Here is a 26,330-nt window from a genome sequence, read left to right on the forward strand (position 1 = left end):
TTCAGATCCAGGCCATGGCTTCGCGCACCCATCCACCGTGCACGGGGCGACGATTAACATGAATGCGGTTCCAAGAGGGCGCACATGGATGATGCAAAGCTGGTAGCCGCAAGTGCGATCGCGTTGGCGGTGACATTGTTCTCCATTTTTTCGATGCGCCCGATCGCGCGTCGGCTCGGGCTCGTGGACAGGCCCGACGCCCGCAAGCGGCACCGTGGCCGGGTGCCATTGATCGGCGGGCTTTGCTTCTTCTTCGGGACCATCGCCGGGCTGCTCTACCTGGGCTACATCGACCGCTTCGTCGCCGCGCTGCTGGTGCCTTGCGCGCTGATCGTGATGACGGGCCTGGTCGACGACATGCACGACCTGAGCGTTCGCTCGCGCCTGGTGATCCAGTCCTGCGCCGCCGGGCTGGTCATCGCCGCGTCCGGCGTCTACCTCGACCACACCGGGGAATTGTTCGGTTCGCCCGGATTCGACCTGGGGATGTTCGGCATCCCGCTCACCATCGTGGCGATCATCGGCCTGATCAATGCCTTCAACATGCTAGACGGAATCGACGGGCTGGCCGCCAGCCTGGCGATGGTGAGCATCGGCTCGATCATGCTGTTTTCCGGTGCCGGCCTGCCGATGCTGGGCGTGATGCTGCTGCTGCAGGTACTGTTCGCATCGCTGATCCCGTACCTGTTCGTCAATCTCGGCTGGCCCGACGGCCGCAAGATTTTCATGGGCGATGCCGGCAGCACGTTGATCGGTTTCCTGCTGGGCTGGAGCCTGGTCTTCCTCAGCCACAAGGGCGTGCAGCGGATCGAGCCGGTGGACGCGCTGTGGTGCGTGGCCTTGCCGGTCATGGATACGTTGGCGGTCATGTTCCGGCGCATTCGCAACGGGAAGTCGCCGTTCAAGCCGGACCGCCAGCACCTGCACCACCTCCTCCAGGATACCGGTTGCTCGGCGCGCACCACGTTGGCGGCAATCGTCGTTTCCGGCGGCATGCTGGCGCTGACCGGCTATGCGCTTCGGGACGCGCCCCAGGTCATCAGCGTGGCGGCGTTCGCCGTGTTGCTTGCCCTCTATGTGCTGCGGTTCCAGGACGTGCTCGAGTGGTTGTGCCGGTACATCCCCGGGGCTGTCGATGAAGGGGAAGGGCCGGAACCGTCCCCGGTGTCGGTCGAGACGCGCGCGACCGTCGGTTCGGTACCGGCGAAAATCCGCGCGCTGTGCATGATGGCCACGCCATCGGACGCGATCCGCATGGCGCCGCTGGCGCGTCGATTGTCGGCTGATGTCCGTTTTGAGACCCGGGTCTGCATAACGGCACAGCCCGACCAGACGCCAGTGCAGGTGCTCAAGCTTTTCGGCATGCGCCCGGACATGCAGTTGCGCGTGGCGCCCCGCCCGGGACAGCCTGACGACGTCACCTCGATGACCCTGGGTGGCATGAAGCGCGTGCTGCGCGAATTCAAGCCCGACGTGGTGGTTGTGCCGAGCGAAGCATCCTCCACCCTCGGCACCACGCTGGCGGCGTTCTACCAGCAGATCCCGGTCGTCTGTGTCGAACCCGATGCCGCCGCGTCCACGCGGGGCATGGCGCATGCCAGCCGCCATATCGCGGCCGAACTGGCGGCGCTGCATTTCACTCCCAATGAGCTGGCAGGCAGGCTGCTGCGCGAACATGGCGTGCCCGATGAGCGGATCGTGGTCAGCGGTAATCCCGCGATCGGCACCGTGCGTGCGGCAGCCGAGCGAATCCGCCAGGACACCACGCTTGGCCGCGACCTGGCGCAGTGCTTCGCCTTCCTGCGCGCGGGGAGCCCGTTGCTGCTGGTGGCAGACGCGCACAACATGCAGTTCAGCGGTTATGACCTGTTCGACGGCGATTCGGCCGAGGTGGCGCTCGCCGATGGCGCCGGTTACAGGCGAACCGCAACCGGAAGCGCTCCGGCAAGCGTCGCCTTCGAACCGATCTGCAGGGCGCTGCGCAAGATCGCGATGCGCCGGCCGGACGTGGACATCGTGTACCCCACCAGCCAGCGGATCAGCCCCCGCCTGGACGCACTGCTGCATGCATGTCCCAACATCCACCTGGTCGGTTCGACCGATTACCTGAGTTTCGCTTACTTGCTGCACCACGCACGGCTGGTGCTTGCCGACGGTGCCGAACTGGCGGAGGAGGTGGCCGCGCTCGGCAAGCGTGTCCTGCTGCTGAAGGCCGCCGACGCCGCCGTTGCCGCCCGCGACATCAGTTGCGTCGCACTGCAGGAGCAGGCGATCGCCGCCGGGGCGCTGGCGTTGCTCAATGACCATGGCCCGGTCGAGGCACCGGCGAGCCCGCCCGCCGATGGCCTGCGCGACAGCTGCGAGCGCATCGTCGAAGCGCTCGCAGGCTTCATCACCCGCGCCACCAGCCCGGTGGTGCCCCGCCCGTCGCTGCAATTTCCATTGTCGGCGGTCTCCGAAGCCCTGCGGGAGGCCTCGTGATCGTGGGCGGCGCGGAGCGCCCCCGGGACCGACATCCCGCGCGGTACTGACGGCTTCATCTTTCTCCGATCGACTTTTCTTCCTACTCGGTACACCCCATGGCAACGCACCTGGCAACCAAGATGGCGACGTACGCGCCCTCCGTACGCGACAACGAGATCGACCTGCGCACGCTGCTGTCGACGCTGGGCGACCACAAGCACTTGATCCTGCTCGGCACGGCGGTTTTCCTCGCCCTGAGCATCATGTACGTGGTCCTCGCAACGCCCGAGTACGAGGCCAACGCCGTCGTGCAGGTGGAGAAGAAGACCCCCGTCGTCCCGGGCCTGAACGCCAATGCCCAACAGTCGAGTGGTCCCCAGGATGCCCCGGCGTCGACCGAGATCCAGCTGCTGACTTCGCGGCAGGTCCTCGGCGAGGCGCTTAGCGACCTCGGGCTGGATGTGCGGGTCGAACCCAAGCACTTCCCGTTCTTCGGCAATTTCGTCGCGCGCAATTTCCAGCCCGCGCAACCCAACGATGTCGCCTCGCCATGGTTCGGCCTGAGCAGCTTCGGCTGGGGTGGCGAGCGCCTGCAGTTCGCCCGGCTCACCGTGCCCGATGAACTGGTCGACGTGCCGCTGCTGCTGGTCGCAGGCAACGATGGCCTGTATACGCTGAAGGACGACGACGGCAACACGCTGCTCACGGGTCGTGTCGGCGAACAGGCGACCGGCAACGGCATCACGTCGCTGGTGACCACGCTGCACGCCAATCCCGGGATGCGTTTCAAGGTAACGCGGCTGAACTCGCTGGTGATCCTTGACCAGATGAAGGACGACATCACCGCGGTGGAGCAGGGCCGCGACTCCGGTGTCATCGCGCTGCGCTATTCCAATGCCGACCCAGTGCTGGCCAAGCGCGTGCTGGAGAACATCTCCAATACCTACGTGCACCAGAACGTGGCGCGCAACTCGGCCGAGGCCGCCAAGCGGCTGACCTTCGTCAAGGCGCAGTTGCCCAAGGTCCGCAAGGAGCTGGAAAAGGCGCAGGCATCGCTGACGGCGTTCCAGGCGCAGACCCAGACCCTGGACGTCGGCGTGCAGAACCAGGCGTTGCTCAACCAGAGCGTGGCGCTGGAATCCAACATCCAGCAGCTGCGCATGCAGCAGGCGGAACTGGCGGCGAAGTACACCCCGCAGCATCCGGCCTACAAGGCGCTGCTCGGCCAGATCGGCCAGTTCGAGCGCGAGCGCGGCGCGATCCAGCAGCGGATCCGCGAGTTGCCGGAGACCCAGCAGGGCTTGTTCTGGCGTAGCCGCGACGTCGAGGTCACCAACCAGACCTACGCCAACCTGCTCGACCAGGCGCAGCAGCTCGACATCGCCCGCGCCGGCGCGGTCGGCAACGTGCGCGTGATCGATCCGGCCGCGGTCAATCTCGACAGCCCCACCTGGCCCAAGCCGATCCCGACGATCATCGGCGGCACCGCGTTGGGCGCGCTGCTGATGGTGGCTTTCGTGCTGTTGCAGCAGATGCTGCGGCGCGGGGTCGAGGATCCGGTCGACATCGAACTGCTCGGGCTGCCGGTTTATGCCTCGATTCCCTACAGTGAGAAAGGTCGGGAACTGGGCGTGGGCGCCGGCCGCCTGACCCACTCGGGCCACCAGCGCCTGCTTGCGCTCAAGGCACCGACCGACCTGGCGATGGAAGCCTTGCGCAGCCTGCGCACCAGCCTGCACTTCGCGCGCTTCAAGACCAAGAACAACCTGCTGATGATCACCGCGCCGAGCCCGGGCGTCGGCAAGACCTTCGTCTGCGCCAACCTGGCGGTGACCATGGCGCAGGCCGGGCAGCGCGTGCTGTTGATCGACGCCGACATGCGTCGCGGCACCCTGCACCACGCGATGGGTGCGCGCTCGGAGAATGGACTGTCCGAATTGATCTCGGGCCAGATTCCGCTGGAAACCGCGCTTCGGCGCGTGGCCGGCGCGGAGAACCTGTCGTTCATCTCGCGTGGCGACGTTCCGCCCAATCCATCGGAGCTGCTGATGCATCCGGCGTTCGGGGAATTGCTCGAGCAGGTGGCCCCGCTATACGACATCGTGGTGATCGACACCCCGCCGGTACTGGCGGTGACCGACGCGGCGGTGATCGGCCACCAGGCCGGGACCTGCCTGATGGTGGTGCGCTTCGGCCTCAACCAGCAGCGCGAAATCGCGCTGGCCAAGCAACGCCTCGAACAGAATGGCGTCGAGGTCAAGGGCGCGATCTTCAACGGCGTGCAGAAGCGCAGCGGAGGGCACTACGCCTACAGCTACTACGACTACCTGCCGGCCAAGGAAACCGCCTGAACGACATGGACGTGGTGGATTTATCGGATGCCGAAGGGGGCAGGCCCGTACAGATCAACATGTCTCCCTATCTTGGTCGGCCGGATTTCTCCGGCCTCGGCAAGCGCAGCGCAGACCGGCGCATCGACCTTGTATCGGTGGCCGACCTGCTGCGCAACTCCGTGGTCTACGCCCCGCATTCGAGCCTGCAGGACATCAAGCTGGTGCCTTACGGTTTCTCGCCCGAGCACGACATGGCGGCCAGTCCGCCGTTCCGGTTCCCGTTCCACCATGCCGAAAAGGGCAGGGAGTTCGACGGGAAGCCACAGGATTGGGTGGCGACCTACCATCGCCTGCTGTGCGAAGCCATCACCCGCTCATGCGCCGACATGGCGTCTCCGTGGCTGTTGCAGAGCGGGGGCAAGGATTCGACCACGCTGGCGATCGCTATCGCCGATGCACGCCCGGACACCACCTGCATCACGTACCTGGGAGGTCGCGAGGAGGACGAGGTTGCCTCGGCCCGTCGCGTGGCGGCAACGCTCGGCCTGCGGCATGAGCAACTGGTCTGCGATCCAGGCCGCGCCTACGACCGCTACCTCGACATCGTTCCGCGCATGCCTTTGCTGTGCGCCGACTTCGCCGTGCTGTCCTACGTGGACCTGGCGACGGAGATTTCGCGGCGCGGCGGCGATGGCGTGATCGACGGGCTTGGATCGGATACCTACTTCGGTGCGCCGGTGAAGCTGCAGCAGCGGATGCTGTTCTGGCTGGCGCGAGGCTTGCGGCTGCCTTCGTTCGTGTTCGAGTTGCCGTGGATCGGGCACAGTTTCCAACTCTGCTACGCGCTTTCCACGCTGCAGATGGATCCGGTTGAGCGCGTGTTCCCTGGCTCGCGCTTCTCCGATGCGGAAGTGGACGAGCTGTTCGGACGCCCGATCGCACACCTCTCACGCGAGCGGCTGTCGCCGTTCAAGGGGGAGCTGTCTTCGGCGGCCAGCCTGGACGAATGGCGCGATATCTCATTGTCGATCGCGGGTGCGGCCGGCGGCTTCGCCAAGGGCCTCTACACCGCCGACGCACTATCTCTGCAGGCGGCGTTTCCATTCTGCGACAAGGCGCTGCGCGAATGGATCTACCGCCATATCCCGGTTGAAAAACTGGTCGACCCGGTGTCGAAGATAAACAAGGTCCTGGTGCGCAACCACATCGCCACGCGTTTCGAATCGCTTCCCTATGTGTCAAAAAAGGGGAGCTTCCGCTTCGATTTGTGCGGGCTGGCGCGCCAGCGCTTCGACCAGGTCCGTGCCTATGCGCACCAGGCCGACGACGTGCTCCCGGGCGCAGTGCGCTGGCTGGATCGCAATCGCAGCCGGCTCGACAACAAGTACCACGCATCCAAGTTCTACCTGCTGGCCATCGTCCTGCCCTGGATATGCGAACACCATAAGAAGGCAAACAGCCCATGAAACGAGAACTCGCCACCGAGGGCGCCATCCACGGGCCTGCGTCGCAACTGCAGGACGCCGTGGACACCATCGCCGCGGCCAAGCGCCATGCGCTGGATTCGGCAGGCTTCCGCACCCTGGATGATGTCCAGCCACCTGCGTACGGCATGTCCGCTGCGGCCAGCCCGATGCAGATCACGATGTCGCCGTACTACGGCAAGCCAGACTTCTCTGGCCTTGGTGCGGGAAAGCCGCGCGACGTCATCGACCCGATCTCGGTCGCCGACCTGTTGCGCAATGCGTTCGTCTATCCGCCCCACTCGATCTACCAGGGGGTCAAGCTGGCGACGTTCGGCTTCTTTCCCCACCACGACATGCAGGCCGCCCCGGAGTTCCGCTACCGCTTCCGTGACGCCGGAAAGACCGTGGCGAGCGACAAGACGCCCGCGCAACTGGTCGAGACCTGGCATCGCCTGCTTTGCGAAGCGGTGACGCGCTCATGTGCCGACATCCGGACGCCGTGGCTGTTGCAGAGCGGCGGCAAGGATTCGACGACGCTGGCGATCGCCATCGCGGAGAGCCGCCCGGACACGACCTGCATCACCTACCTTGGCGGCCGTGAGGAGAATGAGGTCGAGTCGGCGCAATACGTCGCCCGGACCCTCGGACTGCGCCATGAAACGCTTGTCTGCGATCCGGGGCGGGCGTACGACCGATACGTCGCCATTTCACACCGGATGCCGTTGCTGACTGCCGACTTCGCACTGTTGTCCTATGCTGACCTGGCCACCGAGGTGGATGCCCGTGGCGGCGACGGCGTCATCGACGGCATGGGCTCGGACAGTTATTTCGGCGCGCCGGCGCAGACGAAGAAGCGCTTCCTGTACTGGCTGGCCCAGCGCCTGCGCTTGCCGCCAGGTGTGGTGGAGATGCCGGTGGTGGGCGACAGCTTCGCCCTGTGTTACCTGCTGGGCACCGTGCAGATGGATTCGATCGAGCGCATCTTCCCTGGCTCACGCTTCTCCGACGCAGAGGTCGACGAGCTGTTCGGGCGTCCGGTGGCGGCATTGTCGCGGGCGCGGCTGGAGCCCTTCAAGGCGGAAATCGATTCGGCGGTCGACCACGACGAACTGCGGGTGATTTCGATGTCGATCTCGGGCGCCGCGGCCGGGTTCGCAAAGGGCCTGTACACCACCGAGGCGCTGTCGATGCACGCGGCCTACCCGTTCTGCGACCACACCCTGCGCGAATGGGTCTACAACGAGGTGCCGGTCGACCAGATGATCGACCCCGGGGCCAAGGTCAACAAGGTACTCGTGCGCGCCCACATCGCGGCCAAGTTCGGGCCATTGCCCTACGTCGAGAAAAAGGGAAGCTTCCGGTTCGACGTCTGCGGGCTGGCAAAGGCACGCTTCGACCAGGTGCACGACTACGCGAAGCAGGCGTCGCACATGCTGCCCGGCGCGGTCGAATGGCTGGAACGCAACCGGCCGCGGCTTGGGAACAAGTACCACGCATCCAAGTTCTACCTGCTTGCCATCGTGTTGCCATGGATCATCCAGCGCGACCAGGCCGCGCCGCGGCATTGAAGCCGATCCGCCCCGGTGGCGTTTCCGTCGATGCCCGGCGCCGCCGGTTGCTGGCGGCCGGAGCATGCATGCCACTTGCGGCCTGGCTGCCGGCGGTCGCGGCGGATGGGACCAGCGTCGAGGGCAGGGCACGCGGCAACCACCGGATCGATGCTGGAACGATGGGTGTCGCCGCGGACGGCGTCACTGACGACACGGCCGCGCTGCAACGGGCAATCGATGCACTGCCCGTCGCCGGTGGCACGGTGCACGTCCCGGCCGGGCGGTACGCGATCGATGCCACGCGCAAGTTGCGGTTGCGCAGCCACATGCACCTGCAGCTGGCGCCAGGGGCCGAGTTGCTCGCGATCCCGAACGACGCTGAGCGCTCCTACGTGATCCTGGTGGAGGACGTTGTCGACGTGGAGGTTTCCGGCGGGCACATACGTGGTGATCGCCTTAGGCACCATGGGACGAAGGGCGAATGGGGCCATGGCGTGGCGACGCGCGGCGCATCGCGCGTCACCCTTCGCGACATGCGCGTTTCCGAATGCTGGGGCGACGGCATTTCGATCGGATCCAATCCGTCACGGCGCGGGCGCATCGTCGCCCCCAGCGAGGACGTCCTCGTGGCGAGGGTCACCTGCACGGGCAATCGACGGCAGGGGCTGACCATCGGGCGCTCGCGACGGGTGCGGGTGGTGGATTCGGAATTCCTGGATACCCATGGCACGCCGCCCGCCGCCGGGATCGACATCGAACCCGACTCCGGTGACCCGCCCGATGGAACCGGCGCGCGCGACGTGGTCATCGAACGTTGCCTGTTACGGGGCAACCGGGGACCAGGCATCCAGCTGTTCAAGCGCGTCCGCGGCGTCCGCATCGCCAATTGCCGCCTTCTGGGCAACGGCATAGGCGTGCTCTGCACGGCGGCGATGGATGTCACCATCGTGTCGAACATCCTGGCGCAAAACCGCCACCATGCGATTGAACTCAAGGCGACGCACGGCGCGCGGATCGACGGCAACCGGATTGCCGCGCAAGCGCCGTGGCAACGACGCATCCGGGTATCTCCAGACAGCAGCGCGGTGTCGATCGGGGACGACAACCGCAACGACTGAATGCGCGCTATCGCGCAGTCATCTACCTTGACGTCGAATGAAGCAGTGCTCCCTGTTGTGTTTGGTGAGCGCCACCTTCACGTTTTCTTTGCACGCACGCATGGCGTGCCGTCTAGTCTCTCCCCACGATTTCACGCCAGCTCCACGTCGCTAAATCAACGCGGCCTGCCTGATACGTGGTTTCGTTTTCCGTCCGGACCTGACGTCCGATCCGACTGAAAAGACGCCGGTCCCCGCTGGCGCCAATCATGGGGTTTTTACATTGAAGAATTTTGAACTCGCGCACGACGTGCTCGAGGCTGGGATGCCTCGCCGGGAATTCCTCTGCAAGTCCGCGATGCTCGCGGTACCGATGGTCCTTGGAGGCAGCGTGCTTCCGGCGATGGCTTCCTCCTATTCGCCGCCGGTGCGCAGCCACAGTTCGGCAACGCGCTCGGTGAAGTCCTATGGGGCAGTCGGCGATGGACGCCACGATGATACGGCCGCCTTCCAGGCGGCAATCAATTCGCTGCCCTCCAGTGGCGGCACGATTACCGTTCCGGCGGGCACCTACCTGATCGATCCGGTCAAGAAGATCCAGCTGCGAAGCTATAACCACCTGAGCATGAGCCAGGACGCGGTGCTCAAGGCCAAGACCAATTCGGCCACCCGTGCCTACCTGATCTACGCCTACAAGCGCACCCAGGTCGAGATTTCCGGCGGCCGGCTGGTCGGTGACCGTTCCACCCACCATTACGTCAGCGGCAGCACGTCGGAATGGAACCACGGCATCCAGATCCTGGGCTGCACCCACGTGACCATCCGCGACCTGCACGTCTCGAGCTGCGCTGGCGACGGCATCTGCATCGGTGGCGGCGCCAGCGACGTGCGCATCGCCAACGTGGTGTCTACCGGAAATCGCCGCCAGGGGCTGTCGATCACCCATTGCCACGACGTCCGCGTCTACGACTCGGAATTCAGCTACACCAAGGGAACCAGCCCGGAGTGCGGCATCGACATCGAACCCGATGGCACCAGCACCGCCTACGACATCCGGATCGAGAACTGCCGGCTCAACAACAATGCGATGTACGGCATCAACGTCTGGAAGCGGGTCAGCAACGTCACGCTGAACCATTGCACCATCGAGCGCAACGGCAGCTGCGGCGCGGTGACGAGCTACTGCTCGGCGATCCATTTCACCAACAATACCGTCCGCTACAACTCCGCGACCGGAATCTTCCTGCGCGAAGGCTCGAAATCCTGCACGATCAGCGGCGGTACCTCGTACGGCAACTACACGCGCCTGGGCACCAAGACCCGCTCGCCGTTCTACCTGACGGGTTGGGCTTCGAAGGTGGAGCGCGACATCCTGCTGCGCAGCACCAGCGGCACCAGCATCGGCAAGAACTACTACAAATAGGACGCGGCCGGATTGCCGGCGGCCCTACTGTTACGCCCCCCGGAGGCCTGCGCAAGCAGGCCTTCTTTTTGCCTCCTGCACTGCGCTTGCGGCGTGGCCGTCCAAGGTTGCCGCACGCGTGGAAGCAGCCGCGGACGGTCTCGCGGCTGGTCCGGAACCACGCCTGCCGGGTGTTCCGCGGCTGCCTTGGACGGCGATTGCACGCCTGCAGGACAGAGGCGGCTGCGCGCTTCACAACCGGATCCGCAATTTCCCGCGGACTGCTCTGCACCGTCAACCCCAAGTCATGTAAATGAATAGGTGGGCGCCGGGTGCGAATCCGTGTGAAGTGTTGCTCGACAGCACAGATCGGCAAATTGACGGATGACAGCGGCGCGGCGACGCGTAATTTCCGCCTTGTCACGGCGTCATCACGCGGCACACACGCAATGCCGCATCGATATTCTCCCAATCGTCATGTGAGCGTGCCGTGATCAACCTGTTCCCGCCAGACCGGCGTTTCAATTCTCTCCAGGGGTCGCGATCGTGAAAGCCAATCAACTCGTCAATACCGTGCTGTCGGCCCAGATGCCGCGCCGCCAGTTCCTCCGCAATTCCGTGCTGATGGCCGTGCCGATGATGGCCGCTGGCAGCGCGTTCGCCGGCGTCCGCATGGCGGACGGCCTGGCCGCGAGCACCCTGGCGTACGTCCCCCCGAAGCGCACCCGCGGTTCGACGGTGATCAACGTGCGCGACAAGGGCGCCGTGGGCAACGGCATCCATGACGACACCGCTGCCTTCCAGGCCGCGATCAACGCGCTGCCGAGCAGTGGCGGCACCGTCTACGTGCCCGCCGGCACCTACCTGATCGACCCGGTGAAGAAGGTCCAGCTGCGCAGCTATATGCTGCTGCAGATGGACCCCGCCGCCAAGCTGCAGGCCAAGACCAACAGCGCCACGCGCGCCTACATCCTGTACGCGTACAAGCGCACCCAGGTCGAGATCGCCGGTGGCCAGCTGATCGGCGATCGCGACACGCACACCTATGTCTCGGGCAGTACCTCCGAGTGGAATCACGGCATCCAGATCCTCGGCTGCACGCACGTCACCGTGCGCGACCTGTGGGTCGGCAAGTGCGCGGGCGATGGCATCTGCACCGGCAGCAACACTTCGGACCTCGTGATCGCCAACGTGGTTTCGACCCAGAACCGCCGCCAGGGCCTGAGCCTGACCCAGTGCACCAACGTCAAGGTCTACGACAGCGAGTTCTCGTACACCAAGGGCACCAGCCCCGAGTGCGGCATCGACATCGAGCCTGACAACGACTGGGTGGCCTCCAACATCTGGATCGAGAACTGCCGCCTGAACAACAATGCCAAATACGGCATCAACATCTTCCTGCGGGTCAGCAAGGTCACGTTGAACAAGTGCACGATCGAGAGCAACGGCAGCTGCGGCGTCGTCAACGTGGGTGGTTCGGAAGTCACGTTGCAGAACAGCCGCATCCAGAACAACTCCGCCACCGGCGTGCTGTTCTCCGGCGGAAGCACCATGAAGATGACCAGCAATACCTCGTACAACAACTACTGCCGCCTGGGCAACAAGGACCGTGTCGACTTCACCCTGACCGGTTGGGCGAAGAAGATCGAGCGTGACGTGCTGATCAAGTCGGCGGCCACGGGCGTGACGATCGGTACCAACCGCTACCTGTAAGCAACAAGGGGAGGGACCCGATGCGGCGACATGCCGCACCGGTGGGACTGGCGGCGCCGGAAGGCGCCGCCTTTTTTTTGACCGGCAGGAACCGCCCGCGCCAGGCGGCAGGCCGGTGCAGCGCCATTCACCTAGAGCGGACCTTCACTTCGCGGCCGGTAGGGTTCCGTGTTGTCATTGCCCGGACGTGGTGGATGGAATTGCAGACGAGTGGGCCCGATGTCGCGGCGACGGGCCCTGCCAGGGTCCTTGCGCGTTGGCGGGGGCTTCACGTGCCCCCGGGCCTGAAGCGGGCCCTCACCACTGTGTCGATGCTTGGCCTGGCCACCGCCAGCGGTGCGTTCATGGTGTTCCTGACCCAGACGCTGCTCGCGCGCGAACTGGGCCCGGCCGCCTACGGATTGTTCGCATCGTCGCTGGCGACGGTGACGATGGTCGGTCCGCTGGCTGGGTTCGGCCTGACCCAGTTCCGGCTCAAGGTCTATGGCGCGGAAGGGTGGGCGGCCAATCGCTGGCTGCGGCCATCGCTGCGCTTCACCCTGCTCACGACGTCGCTGGCGCTGGGGATCCTCGTTGCATGGTCGCTGTTCATCGCCCCGCACAACGGCACCCGCTTTGCCTTGCTGGCGCTGACCCCGGTGGTGTTCAGCATCCTGGCGATCGACCTGGTCAGCAACAAGCTGCGACTGGAAGAGCGCTTCGGGGCGATGGCGTTGTGGCAGATGGCCATCCCGGCCAGCCGGTTGCTGGTCGCGTTCGCCCTGTTGTTGGTGCCGCAGCTGACCGGACGCTTCGTGGCGCTGAGCTATTGCATGATCTCGATCCTCGTCGCGCTGTCGGTATTCCCGCATGTGCGCAGGATGGTGAGCGGGGATATCGAGTTGCACGGGCACGGGCCGCGCCCGGCGGCCTCCGACCGGGTGGCGATCGATCCCGGGGTTGCCTCCCTGTGGTCGCAGGCGTGGGCCTACGGCGCCTTCGCGGTGCTGTATCCGGTGTTCTTCCAGATCAGCACGATCCTGCTCAAGTACCTGCACAGCGACGCCCAGGCAGGCATGTACAGCATTGGCCTGGCGATCATGACCGCGGTCTACCTGATCCCGGCGACGATCTACCAGAAGTACCTGCTGCTGAAACTGCACCGCTGGAACACCCATGACGTTGCGAAATTCTGGCGGGTGTACCGGCAGGGCAACGTCGCGATGCTGCTGCTCGGGCTGGTGATCAGCGCCGGGATCGTGCTGGTGTCGCCGTGGATCGTGCCGCTGGTGTTCGGTGAGCGCTATCGCGGCGTGGTCGGGATCCTGATGATCCTGGCGATCTGCGCGCCGATACGCTTTCTCTCGACGGCGATGGGCTCCGCGCTTGTCACCGACAACCACATGCGCCTGCGGGTAGTCGCGATGGCGATGGCGACGGTGGTCGCGGTACTGGCCAACCTCCTGCTGATCCCGCGTTTCGGCGCGCATGGGGCGGCATGGGCCACGGTTGCGAGCGAACTGGTGTTGCTCGCAGGCACGTATTGGGGCGTGCAGAAGTTCAATCGGCCGCAGCGTGCGGCGTGACTGAATCCTCCATTCAGGCAGGCGCAGATTTAACAAGCTTGTCACGGCGCGATCCTTATCAAGGCAGCATGCCAGCCCACTCCGGTTACCGCCCCAGGTCGCCCAGCTTCAAACCGCGCGAGCCCGAGGGGCCGCGCGTGTTCAGCGTCCGCGCCATCTACGCGCTCTTCGCCTGCTGGACGTTGTTCTCGGTGTTCGTCTACAGCCACTTCAGCCAGCTGGGCGATGCCAATTCCTACCTTTCCGGCGCCTACGACGACACCGGCCAGGCGCGGACCTATTTCATCACCCTGTTGGCCACGCGCCTGATGGCGCTGGTGCACAGCGACCTCGTCGCGCACCTGGTCTATTCGATGTTCGCCGCAAGCGGCGTGGCCTACATGGTCAAGCAGGCGCGGGTGCATGGCCGCTATCGATGGGCGCTGCTGGCGATCCTGCTGTGTCCCAATTTTGGCGTCTGGGCATCGGTGATCGGGCGGGAGGCGTTGTTCATCGGCCTGCTCGGATTTTTCATGGGCGCGGTCATCGGCTATTACACCCAGCGCGGCTTCGGGCGGCTGCTGCTGGCGCTGGCCTGCGTGGGCGGGATGGTGTTCATCCGCTCGCCCTATGGCATCGGCACGGCGTTGTTCCTGCTGATGTTCCTGGTCTACCTGTGGGGCCCAAGGACGCAGCTGAGCGTGGGCGTGCAGTTCCTGGGTTTCGCGGCGGTGGCGGGATTCGTGCTGTTCCTGTGCTGGCCGATGCTCGACGACTACATCGCCGGCGACGTGCTGCCCAAGGCCAAGACCTTCTTCACCATCAATTCCGACACCACGCGCCTGTGGATGAACCTGACCACGACGCCGCAGCTGTTCAAGAGCCTGTGGTGGACGCTGCCGATGGCGCTGGTGGGTCCGACACCCGGCGAAGTGGCGTCGCGGCCCTTGATGCTGCCGTTCTTCCTGTCTGGCGTGATGGTGCTGTGCGTGCTGCTGTTCTCGCTGCACGTCGCGTGGCGCCGCTCGCCACCGGGACTGGTGCGCAAGATCCTGGTGCTGGGCTGGATGCCGGCGATGGCGCTGATCCTGGTGTCGTACGTGCCGTTCGGCGTCTACAACCCGGGAAGCGGCATCCGCTACGAGTCGTGCTTCCTGCTGTTCATGATCCTTCCTTCCATGTTCCTTTCTGCCGTCACCGCCGAAGAGCCGGAGGCGCCGCTGGTCGGCGTCATCCCGCGTGGCGAGGAATGGCGCGTCCTGGTGCACTGATGAAATTCGTCTTCTACGCCAACACCGACTGGTACCTGTTCAACTTCCGGTTGTCGACCGCGCTGGAATTGAAATCGCACGGACACGAGGTGGTGATGCTGTCGCCGCCGGGCGAATTCGGAGGGCGCTTCGCCGCGCTTGGCTTCCGCTGGATCGCGTTGCAGATGGATCGGGCGAGCCTGAATCCGCTGCGCGAGGCGGCGACGCTGCGCCGGTTGGTGCGCGTGCTCAAGGACGAGAAGCCGGACGTGCTGCACAACTTCACCGTCAAGTGCGCGGTGTACGGCGCGCTGGCGGCGCGTGCAGCGCGCGTACCGGCGGTGGTGAATGCCGTCGCCGGGATGGGGTATGTCTTCACCAGCGAGCGCGCCCACGCCCGTGCGTTGCGACCGGTGGTGAAGGCGCTGATGCGCGGCACGCTCGGCGGCGGGCATTCGCGGCTGATCCTGCAGAATCCCGACGACGCCGATGCCTTCATCCAGGCGCGGATGGTGGCGCCCGACCGGATCCGGGTGATCCGCAGCTCCGGCGTCAACACCAGCCGCTTCGTTCCGCGCCAGAGACAGGCCGATCGCAGGCCGCTGCGGGTACTGCTGGCGGCGCGACTGCTGTGGGAAAAGGGCGTCGGCGAATACGTCGAGGCCTCGCGCATGCTCAAGGCCGAGGGGCGCGATGTGGAGTTCCTGCTCGCCGGCATGCCGGATTACGGCAATCCTCGCTCGGTCAGGCTGGAGCAGGTGCAGCAATGGGCCAGCGAAGGCGCCGTCGAGTGGCTCGGGCATGTCGACGACATGGCGGCGCTGCTCGGTTCCGTGGACGTGATGGCCTTGCCCAGCTATTACCGCGAAGGAGTCCCGAAAAGCCTGATCGAAGGCGCGGCGAGTGGGCTGGCACTGGTCACCACCAACCTCGCCGGCTGCCGCGAAGTGGTCAGCCGGCACGGCGTCGATGGATTGCACGTGGAGCCACGCGATCCGCGTGCGCTTGCCGAGGCGCTGAAGCAACTGGACGATGACCGCAATCTGGTCGCGTTGCTTGGTGCCCGCGCGCGGGAGAAGGCATTGGCGCATTTCGACGAGCGCGCGGTGATCCACAGCACGATCGACGTCTACGACGAGCTGCTGCGCGATCGCGTCACCCGCCGCAAGGAGCCCGCGCGCGTGGAACTCTGCGACCTCGGCACGTCCTGACACGGCCATGGGCCTGATCCATGCGATCGTCGTCTGGCTGACGTACCCGCTCGCGCTGACGACCTGCCTGCTGCTCGTCGGCGTGCTCGCGCTGGCGTTGCGGCGCAAGGTCTGGGCTGCGGCGCTGGTCGCGGTCGGGTTGGGCTGGTCGGCCCTGTGGTCGATGCCGGTGATGTCCGATGCCCTGCGAATGAGCCTGGAGCGCGAGCACACAGCGGTGCCCGCGCGCGCCCTGCCGCACGCCGACGCGATCGTGGTGCTTGCCGGCGGTGGCGGCTACGCGCGCATGGATCGCGCTGGCCTGGACCTGGACGAGATGCACGACAGCAGCAGGATCGCGGCTGGCGCGCGCGCGTGGGTTGCCGGTGTCGCGCCGGTGGTGATCCTCAGCGGTGGCGTCGGTCCGCCGGGCCATCGCGAGGCGGACAACATGGCGCGCGTGATCGCCCGACTGGGCGTTCCGCGCAAGGCGCTGCTGCTCGAGGATCGCAGCCATTCCACCCGCGAGAACGCGCAGTACACGGCGCAACTGGCGCGAGAGCATGGCATCCATCGTGTGGTGCTGGTGACCTCGGCGTTGCACATGCCGCGGGCCAGCCTGCTGTTCCGCAAGGCCGGACTGGACGTGATCGCGCAGCCGGTTCCGGAGATCGCCGATCGCGACGACTGGCTGGATCGCTGGTTGCCTTCTCCACGCGCGTTGTGGCGCAGCGGCCGCGCATTCAAGGAATACGCCGGCCTGCTCGGCGCGACGCTGCGAGGACCCCTCGGCGACGCCGCACCGCGCGTGCAGTGCACGGGTGAAGACGCGGCGAAGACATCGCCAGGATGCGCGCCGGAATCTTCACGCCATTCAGGCATGGGCGGCCCTTAGGCTTCCTGAACGGCGGGAGTCCTGCCGAGTCCAGCCACCCGCGATCCGCGTTCGATGTTGACGATGCGATCGTGTTTCCCCCGCATGGCGGCGGTTTCGCTGCCGGCACGATCGGAAGATCGTCGTGCCAGAGAGCCACGGAGATCCGACTAGTGAATACCATGATCCGCGCCCTTGTGATTCCGGCTGCCGCGCTCGTGCTGCTCAGCGGCTGCATGGGACAGCAACTGTCGACCGGTGAAACGCCGCGCGACAATTTCATCCAGACCGGCGAAGTGAAGGTGGTGCCGATCACGCCCGAACTCGTCGCGGCCAATGGCCCCATCGCCGAAGCGCCGGCCAGCGTCCCGCAGGAACTGCTGTCCTACCAGCCGTCGTCGTACGAAATCCAGCCGGGCGACACGCTGCTGGTCACCGTTTGGGACCACCCGGAACTGTCCACGCCCGCCGGCAGCCAGCAGCAGGCCGTCGCCAACGGCCGCCAGGTGCAGCCCGACGGTAATTTCTTCTTCCCGTATGCGGGCAAGACCAACATCAAGGGCAAGACCATCGAACAAGTGCGCAGCATGCTCACGAGCAAGCTCGGCCGTTACCTCAACGATCCGCAGGTCGACGTCAACGTGGTCGGCTACGGCAGCCGGGTGACGCTGCAGGGCGCATTCACCAACCCCGCGCCGATCGACATGACCACGGTGCCGATGACGCTCGCGCAGGCCGTTGGTCGCGCCGGGATCGACGCAGATCGCGCCGACACCTCGGGCCTGCTGCTCACGCGTGACGGCAAGACCTACGCGCTGGACCAGGATGCGCTCAACCGCAACGGCAGCCTGGCCCAGGACATCTACCTCAAGGCCGGTGACCGGATCTTCCTGCCGTACAACGACCGCAAGGAAATCTATGTGGTCGGCGAAGTCACCAAGCCGCAGTCGATGAGCTTCCGCACCACCAACCTGAGCCTGACCCAGGCGCTCGGACGCGCCGGTGGGCTGGAGCAGAGCACGTCCAACGCCAGTGCCGTGTACGTGATCCGCGGCAGCGAGGACATGAAGACGACGCCGGCCACGGTGTACCACCTGAACATCAAGTCGCCAGCGGCGTATGCACTGGCGGACCAGTTCATGCTGCATCCGGGCGACGTGGTGTTCGTGGGCGCCGCCGGCATCACCCGCTGGAACCGCTTCGTGAACCAGCTCCTGCCCTTCAGCGGCATCCTGCGCAACGCCTCGTTGCTGAATGGCAACGGCAGCGGCCTTTGATCCGGCAGTGACCGACAAGCCCGCCCAGGCGGGCTTGTCGCATTTTGGCCGGCAGGCCGCCGCAGATTTCCTTTGAACCCGCCGACGCGCGGTCCCATACTTTCACACCGCTTTTACCGGACACCGTCATGGAGCCCATGTCGCTTGAAGATCTGGCCCTGCTCGAAGTCCTGCAGAGGATCGACCAGCACGTCGTGCTGACCGACAACGACAATGCCATGCGCCAGCGCATGATCGATGGCGCGCTCATCGAGGAGGGCGAGTACGGCCTGTCGCTGACCGCGGCCGGCATCGAGTTGTGCAAGTCGCTCCAGCACCGCCTCGCCGCCGACCAGCAGGCCGCGAAGATCACGCAGCAGCGGGAGGACGACGCCGCCGGGCAGCAGGGCACGCAGGTCCCGCAGTCGCACGAGGAAGGCGTCACCGCCATCGATTGACCGCGCTGGTCTCGCCCGCTGCGATTCCGGCGGGCTAGAGTGTCGGCACTTCAACGCCGGCATCCCAATGGCCAAGACCGCTACCGCCAAACGCTCCGCCTATGTCTGCGGCGAGTGCGGCGCCGACCACAACAAATGGCAGGGCCAGTGCGGCGAGTGCGGCGCGTGGAACTCGCTCAGCGAGATCGTGCTGGACGCGGTGGCTGCGCGCCCCGCGGCGGCGCGGCGGGACGGCTGGGCAGGCCAGGTCGACGCGCCGGCGGTCACCGCGCTCAAGGACGTCCAGCAGGGCGAACACGCGCGGGTTTCGACCGGCATCGGTGAATTCGACCGCGTGCTCGGCGGCGGCCTGGTCGAAGGCGCCGTGGTGCTGGTGGGCGGCGATCCCGGCATCGGCAAATCGACGCTGTTGTTGCAGGCGGTGGCGTTGATGGCATCGACCCTGCCGGGACTGTACGTCACCGGTGAGGAATCCCTGGCACAGGTAGCCGGACGCGCACTACGGCTCGGGCTTCCGATCGATGGCCTGCACGCATTGGCCGAAACCGGCATCGAACGCATCCTCGAGCATGCCGCGCGCATGCGTCCGCGCGTCATCGTCGCCGACTCGGTGCAGACGCTGTGGACCGAGCAGCTCACCGCCGCGCCCGGTTCGGTCAGCCAGGTGCGCGAATCCGCTGCCCGCCTGGTGCGCTACGCAAAGGAGACGGGGACGGCGGTCTTCCTCGTCGGCCACGTCACCAAGGAGGGCGGCATCGCCGGCCCACGCGTGCTCGAGCACATGGTCGATGCGGTGCTGTATTTCGAAGGCGAAAGCGGCAGCCGCTTCCGCGTCCTGCGCGCGTTCAAGAACCGCTTCGGGGCGGTCAACGAGCTCGGTGTGTTCGCCATGGGCGAGAAGGGCCTGAAGGAAGTGCCCAATCCCTCGGCGATCTTCCTCTCCGGTGGCAGCACGCCGCAGTCCGGGAGTTGCGTCATGGTCACGCGCGAAGGCACCCGGCCCTTGCTGGTGGAAGTGCAGGCGCTGGTCGACGCCTCGCCGCTGTCCAATCCGCGCCGGGTCGCGGTCGGCCTGGAGCAGAACCGGCTGGCGATGCTGCTCGCGGTGCTGCACCGCCATGGCGGCGTCATGGTCGGCGACCAGGACGTGTTCGTGAACGTCGTTGGCGGCATCCGCCTGCAGGAAACCGCTGCCGACCTGCCGGTGTTGTTGTCGGTATTGTCCTCGCTGCGCGACCGGCCGCTGCCCGACAAGACGATCGCCTTCGGCGAAGTCGGATTGTCCGGGGAAATCCGGCCGGTCCCCAACGGCGAGGAGCGCCTGCGCGAAGCCGCCACGCACGGCTTCCGGCGCGCGATCGTGCCGAAGGCGAACGCGCCCAAATCCGGTCATTTCAAGGGGCTGGAGATCATCGCCGTCGAGCGGCTTGCCGACGCCATGGCGACGGCCGAAGCGTAAGCCGGCGACCGGCGTCCGCCCCGTTCCCGCGCCGGGCCCGAGTGACGGATTCCAGGTGCCCGGCGTGGTCGCGGAGCCATGCCGCCGCTCGGGCAACGGGAGGGTACCAGACGTCGCCAAGGCGCTGCTCTTGGCGCGCCGCCAGCGCTTTGCCGGGTCGCGATCGACGTCGCAGCCGGCTGCCCGTCGCCACGCGTGGCGCAGCCGCTTCGCGCCTGCTTCACCGTCGTCGCATCTTGGCCTCACGCCTGCGCGCGATGCTGTCTCCGGTGGACACAGGTTGGCGGGGATCGGCTCCGCTGGTCGCCACCCATCGCACGAGGAGCAACATATGGCAGCTGACCCGCGACCGGCACTGACTCGACATCCCCGCCGCTGGAGCAAGGTGATCTGGGGCACCGCCGCCACGCTGCTCCTGGCCCCGTGGGTCGCCATGCATTTCACGCGCGAAGTGGACTGGGCGCCTGGCGACTTCGCGGTGATGGGGGCCCTGCTGGCGATCACCTGCGGTCTTTGCGAACTGGGCATGCGGCTGTCGGGCAGCACCACCTACCGCATGGGTTTTGGCGTCGCCGTGGTGACGGGTTTCCTCACCGTCTGGGTCAACCTCGCCGTCGGCATGCTCGGCAGCGAAGGCAATCCGGCCAACCTGGCTTTCGCCGGGGTATTGCTGGTGGCGGCCACCGGAGCGTTGCTCGCGAAGTTCCGGCCGATTGGAATGGCCCGCTCGATGCTGGCCGCGGCGCTTGCGCAGGTCGCGGTCGCCGTTTATGCCTTCGCGGGAGGTTATCGCGAGGTCGTGGTGCACATCACGGTGTTCGCGATTGCGTGGCTGGTCTCGGCGTTGCTCTTCCGCGCGGCGGCGAAGCAACAGCAGGGCTAGGCCGTGGCAGGCGCCCGGCATCGGCCAGGGATGCGGGCATGGCCGGGAAATGCCTGCATCGCGCGGGTTTCCCTGCGCGAATACGCGCGGTCAGCGGGGCGCGTTGCCGCCTTGCGGTTGCTCGTCACCCCACATCCGCTCGGCCATCGCCGCGATCATGCTCTCCGCCTTGCCGCCGTCCTGGTCGTCGCAGGCGTCCATTGCGGGCGGCTGTTGCCCTGTCGCGGCGATTGTCGCGTCGGGACGATTGCCCTCATGAAGCGGGCGCTCCGAGCGGTCGGTGGCCTGCTGCGACTGGCCATTCGTCGGGTTGGTCATGGATCTTTCCATCGTTTGCCTTGCGGCTGTGCGATCACGATCGGGGAACCGATGTTGCGGCCGGGTGATGCCATGGGAAATGGTTCAGCTCACGCACGGGTGCCTGCGGTTGGGGCCTCGGTCGCGCCGCGGAAGAATGCCGCGCCCTCTGCCGGTGCCTGATCCGTGAGAAATTAGCGGTTCGACCCGGGAGGACAGCATGTTGCGGAAGACGAAACGCCTGCCCATCGCCCTGGCCTGCGCCAGCCTTGCCTTCGTCGCCGGCACGGCGCTGGGCGCGGCGCCCTCCACCGGCCGTCCGGCAGCGGGGGCCGAAGCCATGCTCGGTTTCACCATCGACCATGCGGCGGCGCAGCGGACGCTGGAGCAGCGATTCGATGCCGGACTCAGCGCCCAGGACCAGCGCGAGTGGCTCAGGCGGATGTCCTCGCAGCCCAACCACGTGGGATCGCCGCACGACCGTGAAAACGCGGCATGGATGCTGGCCCGCTTCAAGGAATGGGGCTGGGACGCGCGCATCGAAACCTTCAGCGTGCTGTACCCGACGCCGAGGAGCGAATCCCTCGAGCTGGTCGCGCCAGCGCACTACAAGGCGACGCTGCATGAGCCACCGGTCGCGGGCGATGCCAGCTCGGCGCTGCCTGGTGCCTTGCCTCCCTACAACGTGTACGGCGGCGATGGCGATGTCACCGCCGCGTTGGTGTATGCCAACCAGGGCATGCCGGACGATTACAAGGAACTCGCGCGGCGCGGCATCGACGTGCGCGGCAAGATCGTCATTACCCGTTATGGCGGCGGTTGGCGTGGGTTGAAACCCAAGCTCGCGCAGGAACATGGCGCGGTGGGCTGCCTGATCTATTCCGATCCGCGCAACGACGGCTACGGCGCCGGCGATGTCTATCCCAGGGGCGGATGGCGCCCGGAGGACGGCGTGCAACGCGGTTCGGTCCAGGACATGCAGCAGTATCCGGGCGATCCGCTGACGCCGGGCATCGGCGCCACCGCCGATGCACCCCGCCTGGCGCTGGGGGATGCGAAGACCATCCTCAAGATTCCGGTGCTGCCGATTTCCTACGCCGACGCGCTGCCCCTGCTGCGCGCGCTCGATGGGCCGATGGCGCCGCGCAACTGGCGCGGCGGCCTGCCTATCGCCTACCACATCGGCGGCGGCGATTCCGCCCGCGCGCACCTGGTGGTGCAGTCGGACTGGCAGCGCAAGGACATCCACGACGTGATCGCCGTGATGCCCGGATCCGTCGAGCCGGACCAGTGGATCCTGCGTGGCAACCACCATGACGGCTGGGTCTTCGGAGCTTGGGATCCGCTGGCCGGCAACGTCGCCTTGCTGGATGAAGCCAAGGCGATTGGTGCCTTGGTCAAAGCCGGCTGGCGGCCGAAGCGGACGCTGGTCTACGCCAGCTGGGATGCCGAGGAGCCGGGCCTGCTGGGTTCGACCGAATTCGCCGAAGCCCATGCCGACGAACTGCAGCGCAAGGCAGTGGTTTACGTGAATTCCGACACCAACAGCCGGGGATTCCTCGACATGGCGGGCAGCCATTCGCTGCAGCGCCTGGTCAACCAGGTTGCTGCAGGCGTCGAGGATCCGGAAACCCACGCCAACGTCGCCGAGCGCGCGCGCGCCAGGATGCGGCTGGACGGCGCATCGGACGACGCGAGCGCGCAGGACAGGGACTTCGCCGCACTCGCGGCCAAGGGCGGTGACCTGCCGATCCAAGCACTAGGTTCGGGTTCGGACTACAGCGCCTTCCTGCAGCACCTGGGCATCGCTTCGCTCAACATCGGCTTCAGCGGGGAGGAGGACCAGGACGGCGTCTACCACTCGCGCTACGACACGTTCGAACACTACGTGCGTTTTGGCGACCCGGGATTCGCCTACGGCGTGGCGCTGTCGAAGGTGGCCGGGCACACCGTGCTGCGCATGGCCGATGCGGACCTGTTGCCGCTGCGGTTTGTCGATTTCAGCGACACGCTCGATCGCTATGTCGCGGACCTGCACCAGGCCATCGATTCCACGCGCACGCAGACCGGGCAGCGCGACGCGTTGATCGATGCGGGCGCCTACCGGCTGGCCGCCGATCCCACCCGTCCCGTTGGGCCACCGGTGCGTGACGCCGAGGTTCCGGTCATCGATCTTGCGCCGCTCGATGCGGCGGCCACGCGGCTCGATCGCAGCGCCAAGGCATTCCAGGCGGCCTATGACGCCCGCATGGCGACGCCGGGACGGATGACGCCCGCGCAGCAGCAGGCGGTCGATGCGGCGATGGCGCGGATGGAGCAGGGATTGACCGACCCAAGTGGCTTGCCCGGCCGTGGCTGGTACAAGCACATGATCTACGCGCCCGGGCTGTTGACCGGCTACGGGGTCAAGACCGTGCCGGGCGTGCGCGAGGCAATCGAGCAGCGGCGCTGGGACGAGGCCGGTCGCTATGCGGTCGTCACCGCCCGGGTGCTGGACGGGTATCGCACGCAGCTGGATCGGCTGACGGCATTGCTGGAACAGTAGATGCATCGCGGCGGTCGGCGGCCATGACGTATCCTTCCCGCCGTGTCCGCATCACGACGGGGCAACGCCGGCTGGCGTAAAAGCATGCGTACACCGGCTGCAGGAAACCGCCATGGGAAACGACCACGAGCAACGACGCGCCGACACGATTCCGGCACTCGATCGCAGCACGACGGGCAACTCGCCCAATTCGCGTAGCGGCAAGATCGAAGACACCCTGGACCGCGATGCCAGGCGAGCGGACCGGATGCTCGGCAGCGTTGACGAAGGCGGGGAGAGGCACCGCGGAGATCCCGTCGGCTGATCCAATCGCCCGATCCCGTCGCCCGATCCCCTCGGGTGAGGGCGGCTGATCACGTTGGCTGATCTGCGGCGGCGGTAGAAGGCTCGGGCGCCCGGTACCCCGCGAGCGAGCCGTTCCGCGCCGCTCCCACCACCGGACGTCGTTGGACAACCGCCGGGTTGGCCCGCGCGCACCGCCGATCGGCCTGCAGCCCAGGTTCAAGGCAAAGGTGCGAAGATGCGCCCCGTTTGGCGCCGCACCCTGCCGCGCCGCGCCTGCTGCGAATTCCCTTGAAAACTCCCCTCGGCCTCCAGGCGCTGATCGACGACGGCGTCATCGATGACGTGCTGCGTCCGCTCAAGAGCGGCAAGGAGGCAGCCGTCTACGTGGTGCGCAGCGGCGGCGAAGTGCGTTGCGCCAAGGTCTACAAAGACATGGCCCAGCGCAGTTTCCAGCAGCGCGTCCAGTACCAGGAAGGCCGTAAGGTGCGTGGCAGCCGCGAGGCGCGCGCCATCGGCAAGGCCAGCAAGTACGGCCGCAGGCAGCAGGAAACCGCCTGGAAGAACACCGAAGTCGATGCGCTCTACCAGCTGCGCGACGCGGGCGTGCGGGTGCCCGAGCCCTTCGGCTATTTCCATGGGGTGCTGGTGATGGAACTGGTGACCGATGCGGAAGGATTTTCCGCGCCGCGCCTGGGCGAGGTGGAGCTCGATCCAGGGCAGGCGCGCGAGTTCCACCAGGTGCTGATCCGACAGGTGGTGCGCATGCTGTGCTGCGGGCTGATCCATGGCGACCTGTCGGCGTACAACGTGCTGGTCGGAAGCGATGGCCCGGTCGTGATCGACTTTCCGCAGGTCGTCAGTGCCGGTGGCAACAATGCCGCGCGCACCATGCTGCTGCGCGATGTCAACAACCTCACGGCGAACCTCGGGCGATGGGCCCCGGAATTGCTGGACACCTGGTACGGCGAAGAGATGTGGGCGCTGTTCGAAGCCGGGGTGCTGCAGCCGGAGACCGGGTTGACCGGGCGTTTCACCCCCGATGCGCGGATCGTCGACCTGGATGGCGTGCGCGATGCGATCAACGACGCGCGCCAGGAAGCGTTGATCCGGCAGCAGGGCCGCGAAGCGGCAGCCGAAGCCGACTGATCGCCACACCGTGGCTCGCGTCGGCCAACCGGTACTGCAACAAGGCATCGAAGGCACCGCCGCAGGCGCGTGCGGGTGCTACATTCGCCCCCCTGCGCGACCGGCGCGGACCGCGGGCGATACGATGGCGAACGACGATTCCAACTATCCGATCGGCACCCCCGGCGTTCCCTGGGGCACGCATGAGGTCGCGCAGTGGCGGGCGGGGCAGGTCCGTCGGCGCAGTTACCAGGGCGAGGTCCTGGACGCGATCGAACGCCTGCGTTCGCGCTTCGAGGTCGAGGCGTATGGCGAGCTGGACTACGGCGCCGACGGGCGCTATCCGCTCTTCTCGGTCCGCAGCCGCGACTGGAACGACGACCTTCCAGTCGCGTTGGTCACCGGCGGCGTGCACGGCTACGAAACCAGCGGCGTGCAGGGCGCGCTGCAGTTCCTCGACCGGCATGCGGCCGACTACGCCGGGCGCATCCGCCTGCTGGTGGCGCCCTGCATCAGCCCCTGGGGCTACGAGCGCATCCATCGCTGGAATCCGGATGCCATCGATCCCAATCGCTCCTTCCGGCGCGAGAGTCCTGCGCGCGAGTCGGCCGCACTGCTGGACCTGGTCGCTCCGCTGCGCGATCGAATCCTGTTGCACATGGACCTGCACGAGACCACCGACAGCGACGAAACCGAATTCCGCCCCGCGCTCGCGGCAAGGGAGGGCGAGGCATTCCTGCCGGAAGGCATTCCCGACGGTTTCTACCTGTGCGCCGACAGTGCCAATCCGCAACCGGAATTCCAGCAGGCAGTCATCGCCGCGGTGGCCAGGGTCACCCACATCGCACCCGCGGACGAGAAGGGCGAGATCATCGGTTCGCCGGTCGTCGCGCCGGGCGTGATCGAATACGACTACGCGCAGCTGGGGCTGTGCGCCGGGATCACGCCGGCCAGGTACACGACGACCACCGAGGTGTATCCCGACAGCCCGCGGGCGACACCGGAGCAGTGCAACGCGGCGCAGGTGGCCGCGGTGCGCGCGGCGATCGAATACGCACTGGGCCGCGGGCGGTGACTTCGGCGCGACGGCCGCACGCTCGCGGGGACATGCCAGTGCCGCCCGGGCCGGCGAAGCGCCCC

The 26,330-nt window shown here is 66.5% G+C and carries 20 protein-coding genes; 19 read left to right on the forward strand and 1 reads right to left on the reverse strand.

Annotated features, from left to right (window positions below):
* Nucleotides 1-84 precede the first annotated feature (84 nt).
* The 15 genes from G7B67_RS03780 (at nt 85) to G7B67_RS03850 (ending at nt 20,938) form a co-directional block, all read left to right on the forward strand.
* Nucleotides 85-2,481 (forward strand): UDP-N-acetylglucosamine 2-epimerase, encoded by a 2,397-nt coding sequence (locus G7B67_RS03780; protein ID WP_166208056.1) that lies wholly within the window; start codon nt 85-87, stop codon nt 2,479-2,481.
* 98 nt (nt 2,482-2,579) lie between these two features.
* Nucleotides 2,580-4,814, forward strand: coding sequence for a polysaccharide biosynthesis tyrosine autokinase (locus G7B67_RS03785; RefSeq protein WP_243412235.1), 2,235 nt, complete (start codon nt 2,580-2,582; stop codon nt 4,812-4,814).
* Between the two features lie 59 nt (nt 4,815-4,873).
* Nucleotides 4,874-6,262, forward strand: a complete 1,389-nt coding sequence (locus tag G7B67_RS03790) for an asparagine synthase-related protein (protein ID WP_166208059.1) — start codon at nt 4,874-4,876, stop codon at nt 6,260-6,262.
* On the forward strand, nt 6,259-7,830 hold the full coding sequence (locus G7B67_RS03795; protein ID WP_166208062.1) for an asparagine synthase-related protein: 1,572 nt from the start codon (nt 6,259-6,261) through the stop codon (nt 7,828-7,830). Before G7B67_RS03790 ends, G7B67_RS03795 begins: the two co-directional genes overlap by 4 nt.
* Nucleotides 7,831-7,898: 68 nt before the next feature.
* Nucleotides 7,899-8,930, forward strand: a complete 1,032-nt coding sequence (locus tag G7B67_RS03800; protein WP_166208065.1) for a right-handed parallel beta-helix repeat-containing protein — start codon at nt 7,899-7,901, stop codon at nt 8,928-8,930.
* A gap of 262 nt (nt 8,931-9,192) precedes the next feature.
* Nucleotides 9,193-10,332 carry a right-handed parallel beta-helix repeat-containing protein gene (locus G7B67_RS03805; protein ID WP_166208068.1) on the forward strand — a complete coding sequence of 380 codons (1,140 nt, stop codon included), beginning with the start codon at nt 9,193-9,195 and terminating at the stop codon, nt 10,330-10,332.
* A 525-nt stretch (nt 10,333-10,857) separates the two neighbouring features.
* Entirely contained in the window at nt 10,858-12,024 is a 1,167-nt protein-coding gene (locus G7B67_RS03810) for a glycosyl hydrolase family 28-related protein (protein ID WP_166208071.1), read from the forward strand.
* 311 nt (nt 12,025-12,335) lie between these two features.
* The gene (locus G7B67_RS03815; RefSeq protein WP_166208074.1) at nt 12,336-13,589 is read left to right on the forward strand and encodes a lipopolysaccharide biosynthesis protein; all 1,254 of its coding nucleotides are present in this window, start codon (nt 12,336-12,338) and stop codon (nt 13,587-13,589) included.
* Between the two features lie 68 nt (nt 13,590-13,657).
* A complete protein-coding gene (locus G7B67_RS03820) occupies nt 13,658-14,839 on the forward strand; it encodes a hypothetical protein (RefSeq protein ID WP_166208076.1) in 1,182 nt (393 codons plus the stop codon).
* A complete protein-coding gene (locus G7B67_RS03825; RefSeq protein ID WP_166208079.1) occupies nt 14,839-16,029 on the forward strand; it encodes a glycosyltransferase family 4 protein in 1,191 nt (396 codons plus the stop codon). Before G7B67_RS03820 ends, G7B67_RS03825 begins: the two co-directional genes overlap by 1 nt.
* Before the next feature lie 7 nt (nt 16,030-16,036).
* Entirely contained in the window at nt 16,037-16,903 is an 867-nt protein-coding gene (locus G7B67_RS03830) for a YdcF family protein (RefSeq protein ID WP_166208082.1), read from the forward strand.
* A gap of 161 nt (nt 16,904-17,064) precedes the next feature.
* Nucleotides 17,065-18,159, forward strand: coding sequence for a polysaccharide biosynthesis/export family protein (locus G7B67_RS03835; protein WP_166208085.1), 1,095 nt, complete (start codon nt 17,065-17,067; stop codon nt 18,157-18,159).
* A gap of 137 nt (nt 18,160-18,296) precedes the next feature.
* Entirely contained in the window at nt 18,297-18,596 is a 300-nt protein-coding gene (locus G7B67_RS03840) for a hypothetical protein (protein WP_166208088.1), read from the forward strand.
* A gap of 67 nt (nt 18,597-18,663) precedes the next feature.
* Complete coding sequence (gene radA, locus G7B67_RS03845; protein ID WP_166208090.1) at nt 18,664-20,055, forward strand: DNA repair protein RadA; 1,392 nt, start codon at nt 18,664-18,666, stop codon at nt 20,053-20,055.
* A gap of 331 nt (nt 20,056-20,386) precedes the next feature.
* The gene (locus tag G7B67_RS03850) at nt 20,387-20,938 is read left to right on the forward strand and encodes a hypothetical protein (RefSeq protein WP_166208093.1); all 552 of its coding nucleotides are present in this window, start codon (nt 20,387-20,389) and stop codon (nt 20,936-20,938) included.
* A 90-nt stretch (nt 20,939-21,028) separates the two neighbouring features.
* Here the strand turns inward: G7B67_RS03850 and G7B67_RS03855 are convergent, their stop codons facing one another.
* A complete protein-coding gene (locus G7B67_RS03855) occupies nt 21,029-21,256 on the reverse strand; it encodes a hypothetical protein (protein WP_166208096.1) in 228 nt (75 codons plus the stop codon).
* Between the two features lie 199 nt (nt 21,257-21,455).
* On the opposite strand from G7B67_RS03855, the gene G7B67_RS03860 reads away from it, so the two are divergent.
* The 4 genes from G7B67_RS03860 (at nt 21,456) to G7B67_RS03875 (ending at nt 26,265) form a co-directional block, all read left to right on the forward strand.
* Nucleotides 21,456-23,780, forward strand: coding sequence for a transferrin receptor-like dimerization domain-containing protein (locus tag G7B67_RS03860; protein WP_207780863.1), 2,325 nt, complete (start codon nt 21,456-21,458; stop codon nt 23,778-23,780).
* 112 nt (nt 23,781-23,892) lie between these two features.
* Nucleotides 23,893-24,084, forward strand: a complete 192-nt coding sequence (locus G7B67_RS03865) for a hypothetical protein (protein ID WP_166208098.1) — start codon at nt 23,893-23,895, stop codon at nt 24,082-24,084.
* A gap of 269 nt (nt 24,085-24,353) precedes the next feature.
* Nucleotides 24,354-25,211, forward strand: coding sequence for a PA4780 family RIO1-like protein kinase (locus G7B67_RS03870; RefSeq protein ID WP_166208101.1), 858 nt, complete (start codon nt 24,354-24,356; stop codon nt 25,209-25,211).
* A 124-nt stretch (nt 25,212-25,335) separates the two neighbouring features.
* Nucleotides 25,336-26,265, forward strand: coding sequence for a M14 family metallopeptidase (locus G7B67_RS03875; RefSeq protein WP_166208104.1), 930 nt, complete (start codon nt 25,336-25,338; stop codon nt 26,263-26,265).
* Nucleotides 26,266-26,330: the final 65 nt, after the last annotated feature.

This window comes from Cognatiluteimonas telluris, from assembly GCF_011320095.1.
In the GTDB taxonomy this organism is placed as follows: domain Bacteria; phylum Pseudomonadota; class Gammaproteobacteria; order Xanthomonadales; family Xanthomonadaceae; genus Cognatiluteimonas; species Cognatiluteimonas telluris.

Bases quoted from the DNA above. Each gene is read 5' to 3' on its own strand.
- G7B67_RS03780 (WP_166208056.1), top strand. From the start codon at position 85: ATGGATGATGCAAAGCTGGTAGCCGCAAGTGCGATCGCGTTGGCGGTG.
- G7B67_RS03785 (WP_243412235.1), top strand. From the start codon at position 2,580: ATGGCAACGCACCTGGCAACCAAGATGGCGACGTACGCGCCCTCCGTA.
- G7B67_RS03790 (WP_166208059.1), top strand. From the start codon at position 4,874: ATGTCTCCCTATCTTGGTCGGCCGGATTTCTCCGGCCTCGGCAAGCGC.
- G7B67_RS03795 (WP_166208062.1), top strand. From the start codon at position 6,259: ATGAAACGAGAACTCGCCACCGAGGGCGCCATCCACGGGCCTGCGTCG.
- G7B67_RS03800 (WP_166208065.1), top strand. From the start codon at position 7,899: ATGCCACTTGCGGCCTGGCTGCCGGCGGTCGCGGCGGATGGGACCAGC.
- G7B67_RS03815 (WP_166208074.1), top strand. From the start codon at position 12,336: ATGCTTGGCCTGGCCACCGCCAGCGGTGCGTTCATGGTGTTCCTGACC.
- G7B67_RS03820 (WP_166208076.1), top strand. From the start codon at position 13,658: ATGCCAGCCCACTCCGGTTACCGCCCCAGGTCGCCCAGCTTCAAACCG.
- G7B67_RS03825 (WP_166208079.1), top strand. From the start codon at position 14,839: ATGAAATTCGTCTTCTACGCCAACACCGACTGGTACCTGTTCAACTTC.
- G7B67_RS03830 (WP_166208082.1), top strand. From the start codon at position 16,037: ATGGGCCTGATCCATGCGATCGTCGTCTGGCTGACGTACCCGCTCGCG.
- G7B67_RS03835 (WP_166208085.1), top strand. From the start codon at position 17,065: ATGATCCGCGCCCTTGTGATTCCGGCTGCCGCGCTCGTGCTGCTCAGC.
- G7B67_RS03840 (WP_166208088.1), top strand. From the start codon at position 18,297: ATGTCGCTTGAAGATCTGGCCCTGCTCGAAGTCCTGCAGAGGATCGAC.
- radA (WP_166208090.1), top strand. From the start codon at position 18,664: ATGGCCAAGACCGCTACCGCCAAACGCTCCGCCTATGTCTGCGGCGAG.
- G7B67_RS03850 (WP_166208093.1), top strand. From the start codon at position 20,387: ATGGCAGCTGACCCGCGACCGGCACTGACTCGACATCCCCGCCGCTGG.
- G7B67_RS03855 (WP_166208096.1), bottom strand. From the start codon at position 21,256: ATGACCAACCCGACGAATGGCCAGTCGCAGCAGGCCACCGACCGCTCG.
- G7B67_RS03860 (WP_207780863.1), top strand. From the start codon at position 21,456: ATGTTGCGGAAGACGAAACGCCTGCCCATCGCCCTGGCCTGCGCCAGC.
- G7B67_RS03865 (WP_166208098.1), top strand. From the start codon at position 23,893: ATGGGAAACGACCACGAGCAACGACGCGCCGACACGATTCCGGCACTC.
- G7B67_RS03875 (WP_166208104.1), top strand. From the start codon at position 25,336: ATGGCGAACGACGATTCCAACTATCCGATCGGCACCCCCGGCGTTCCC.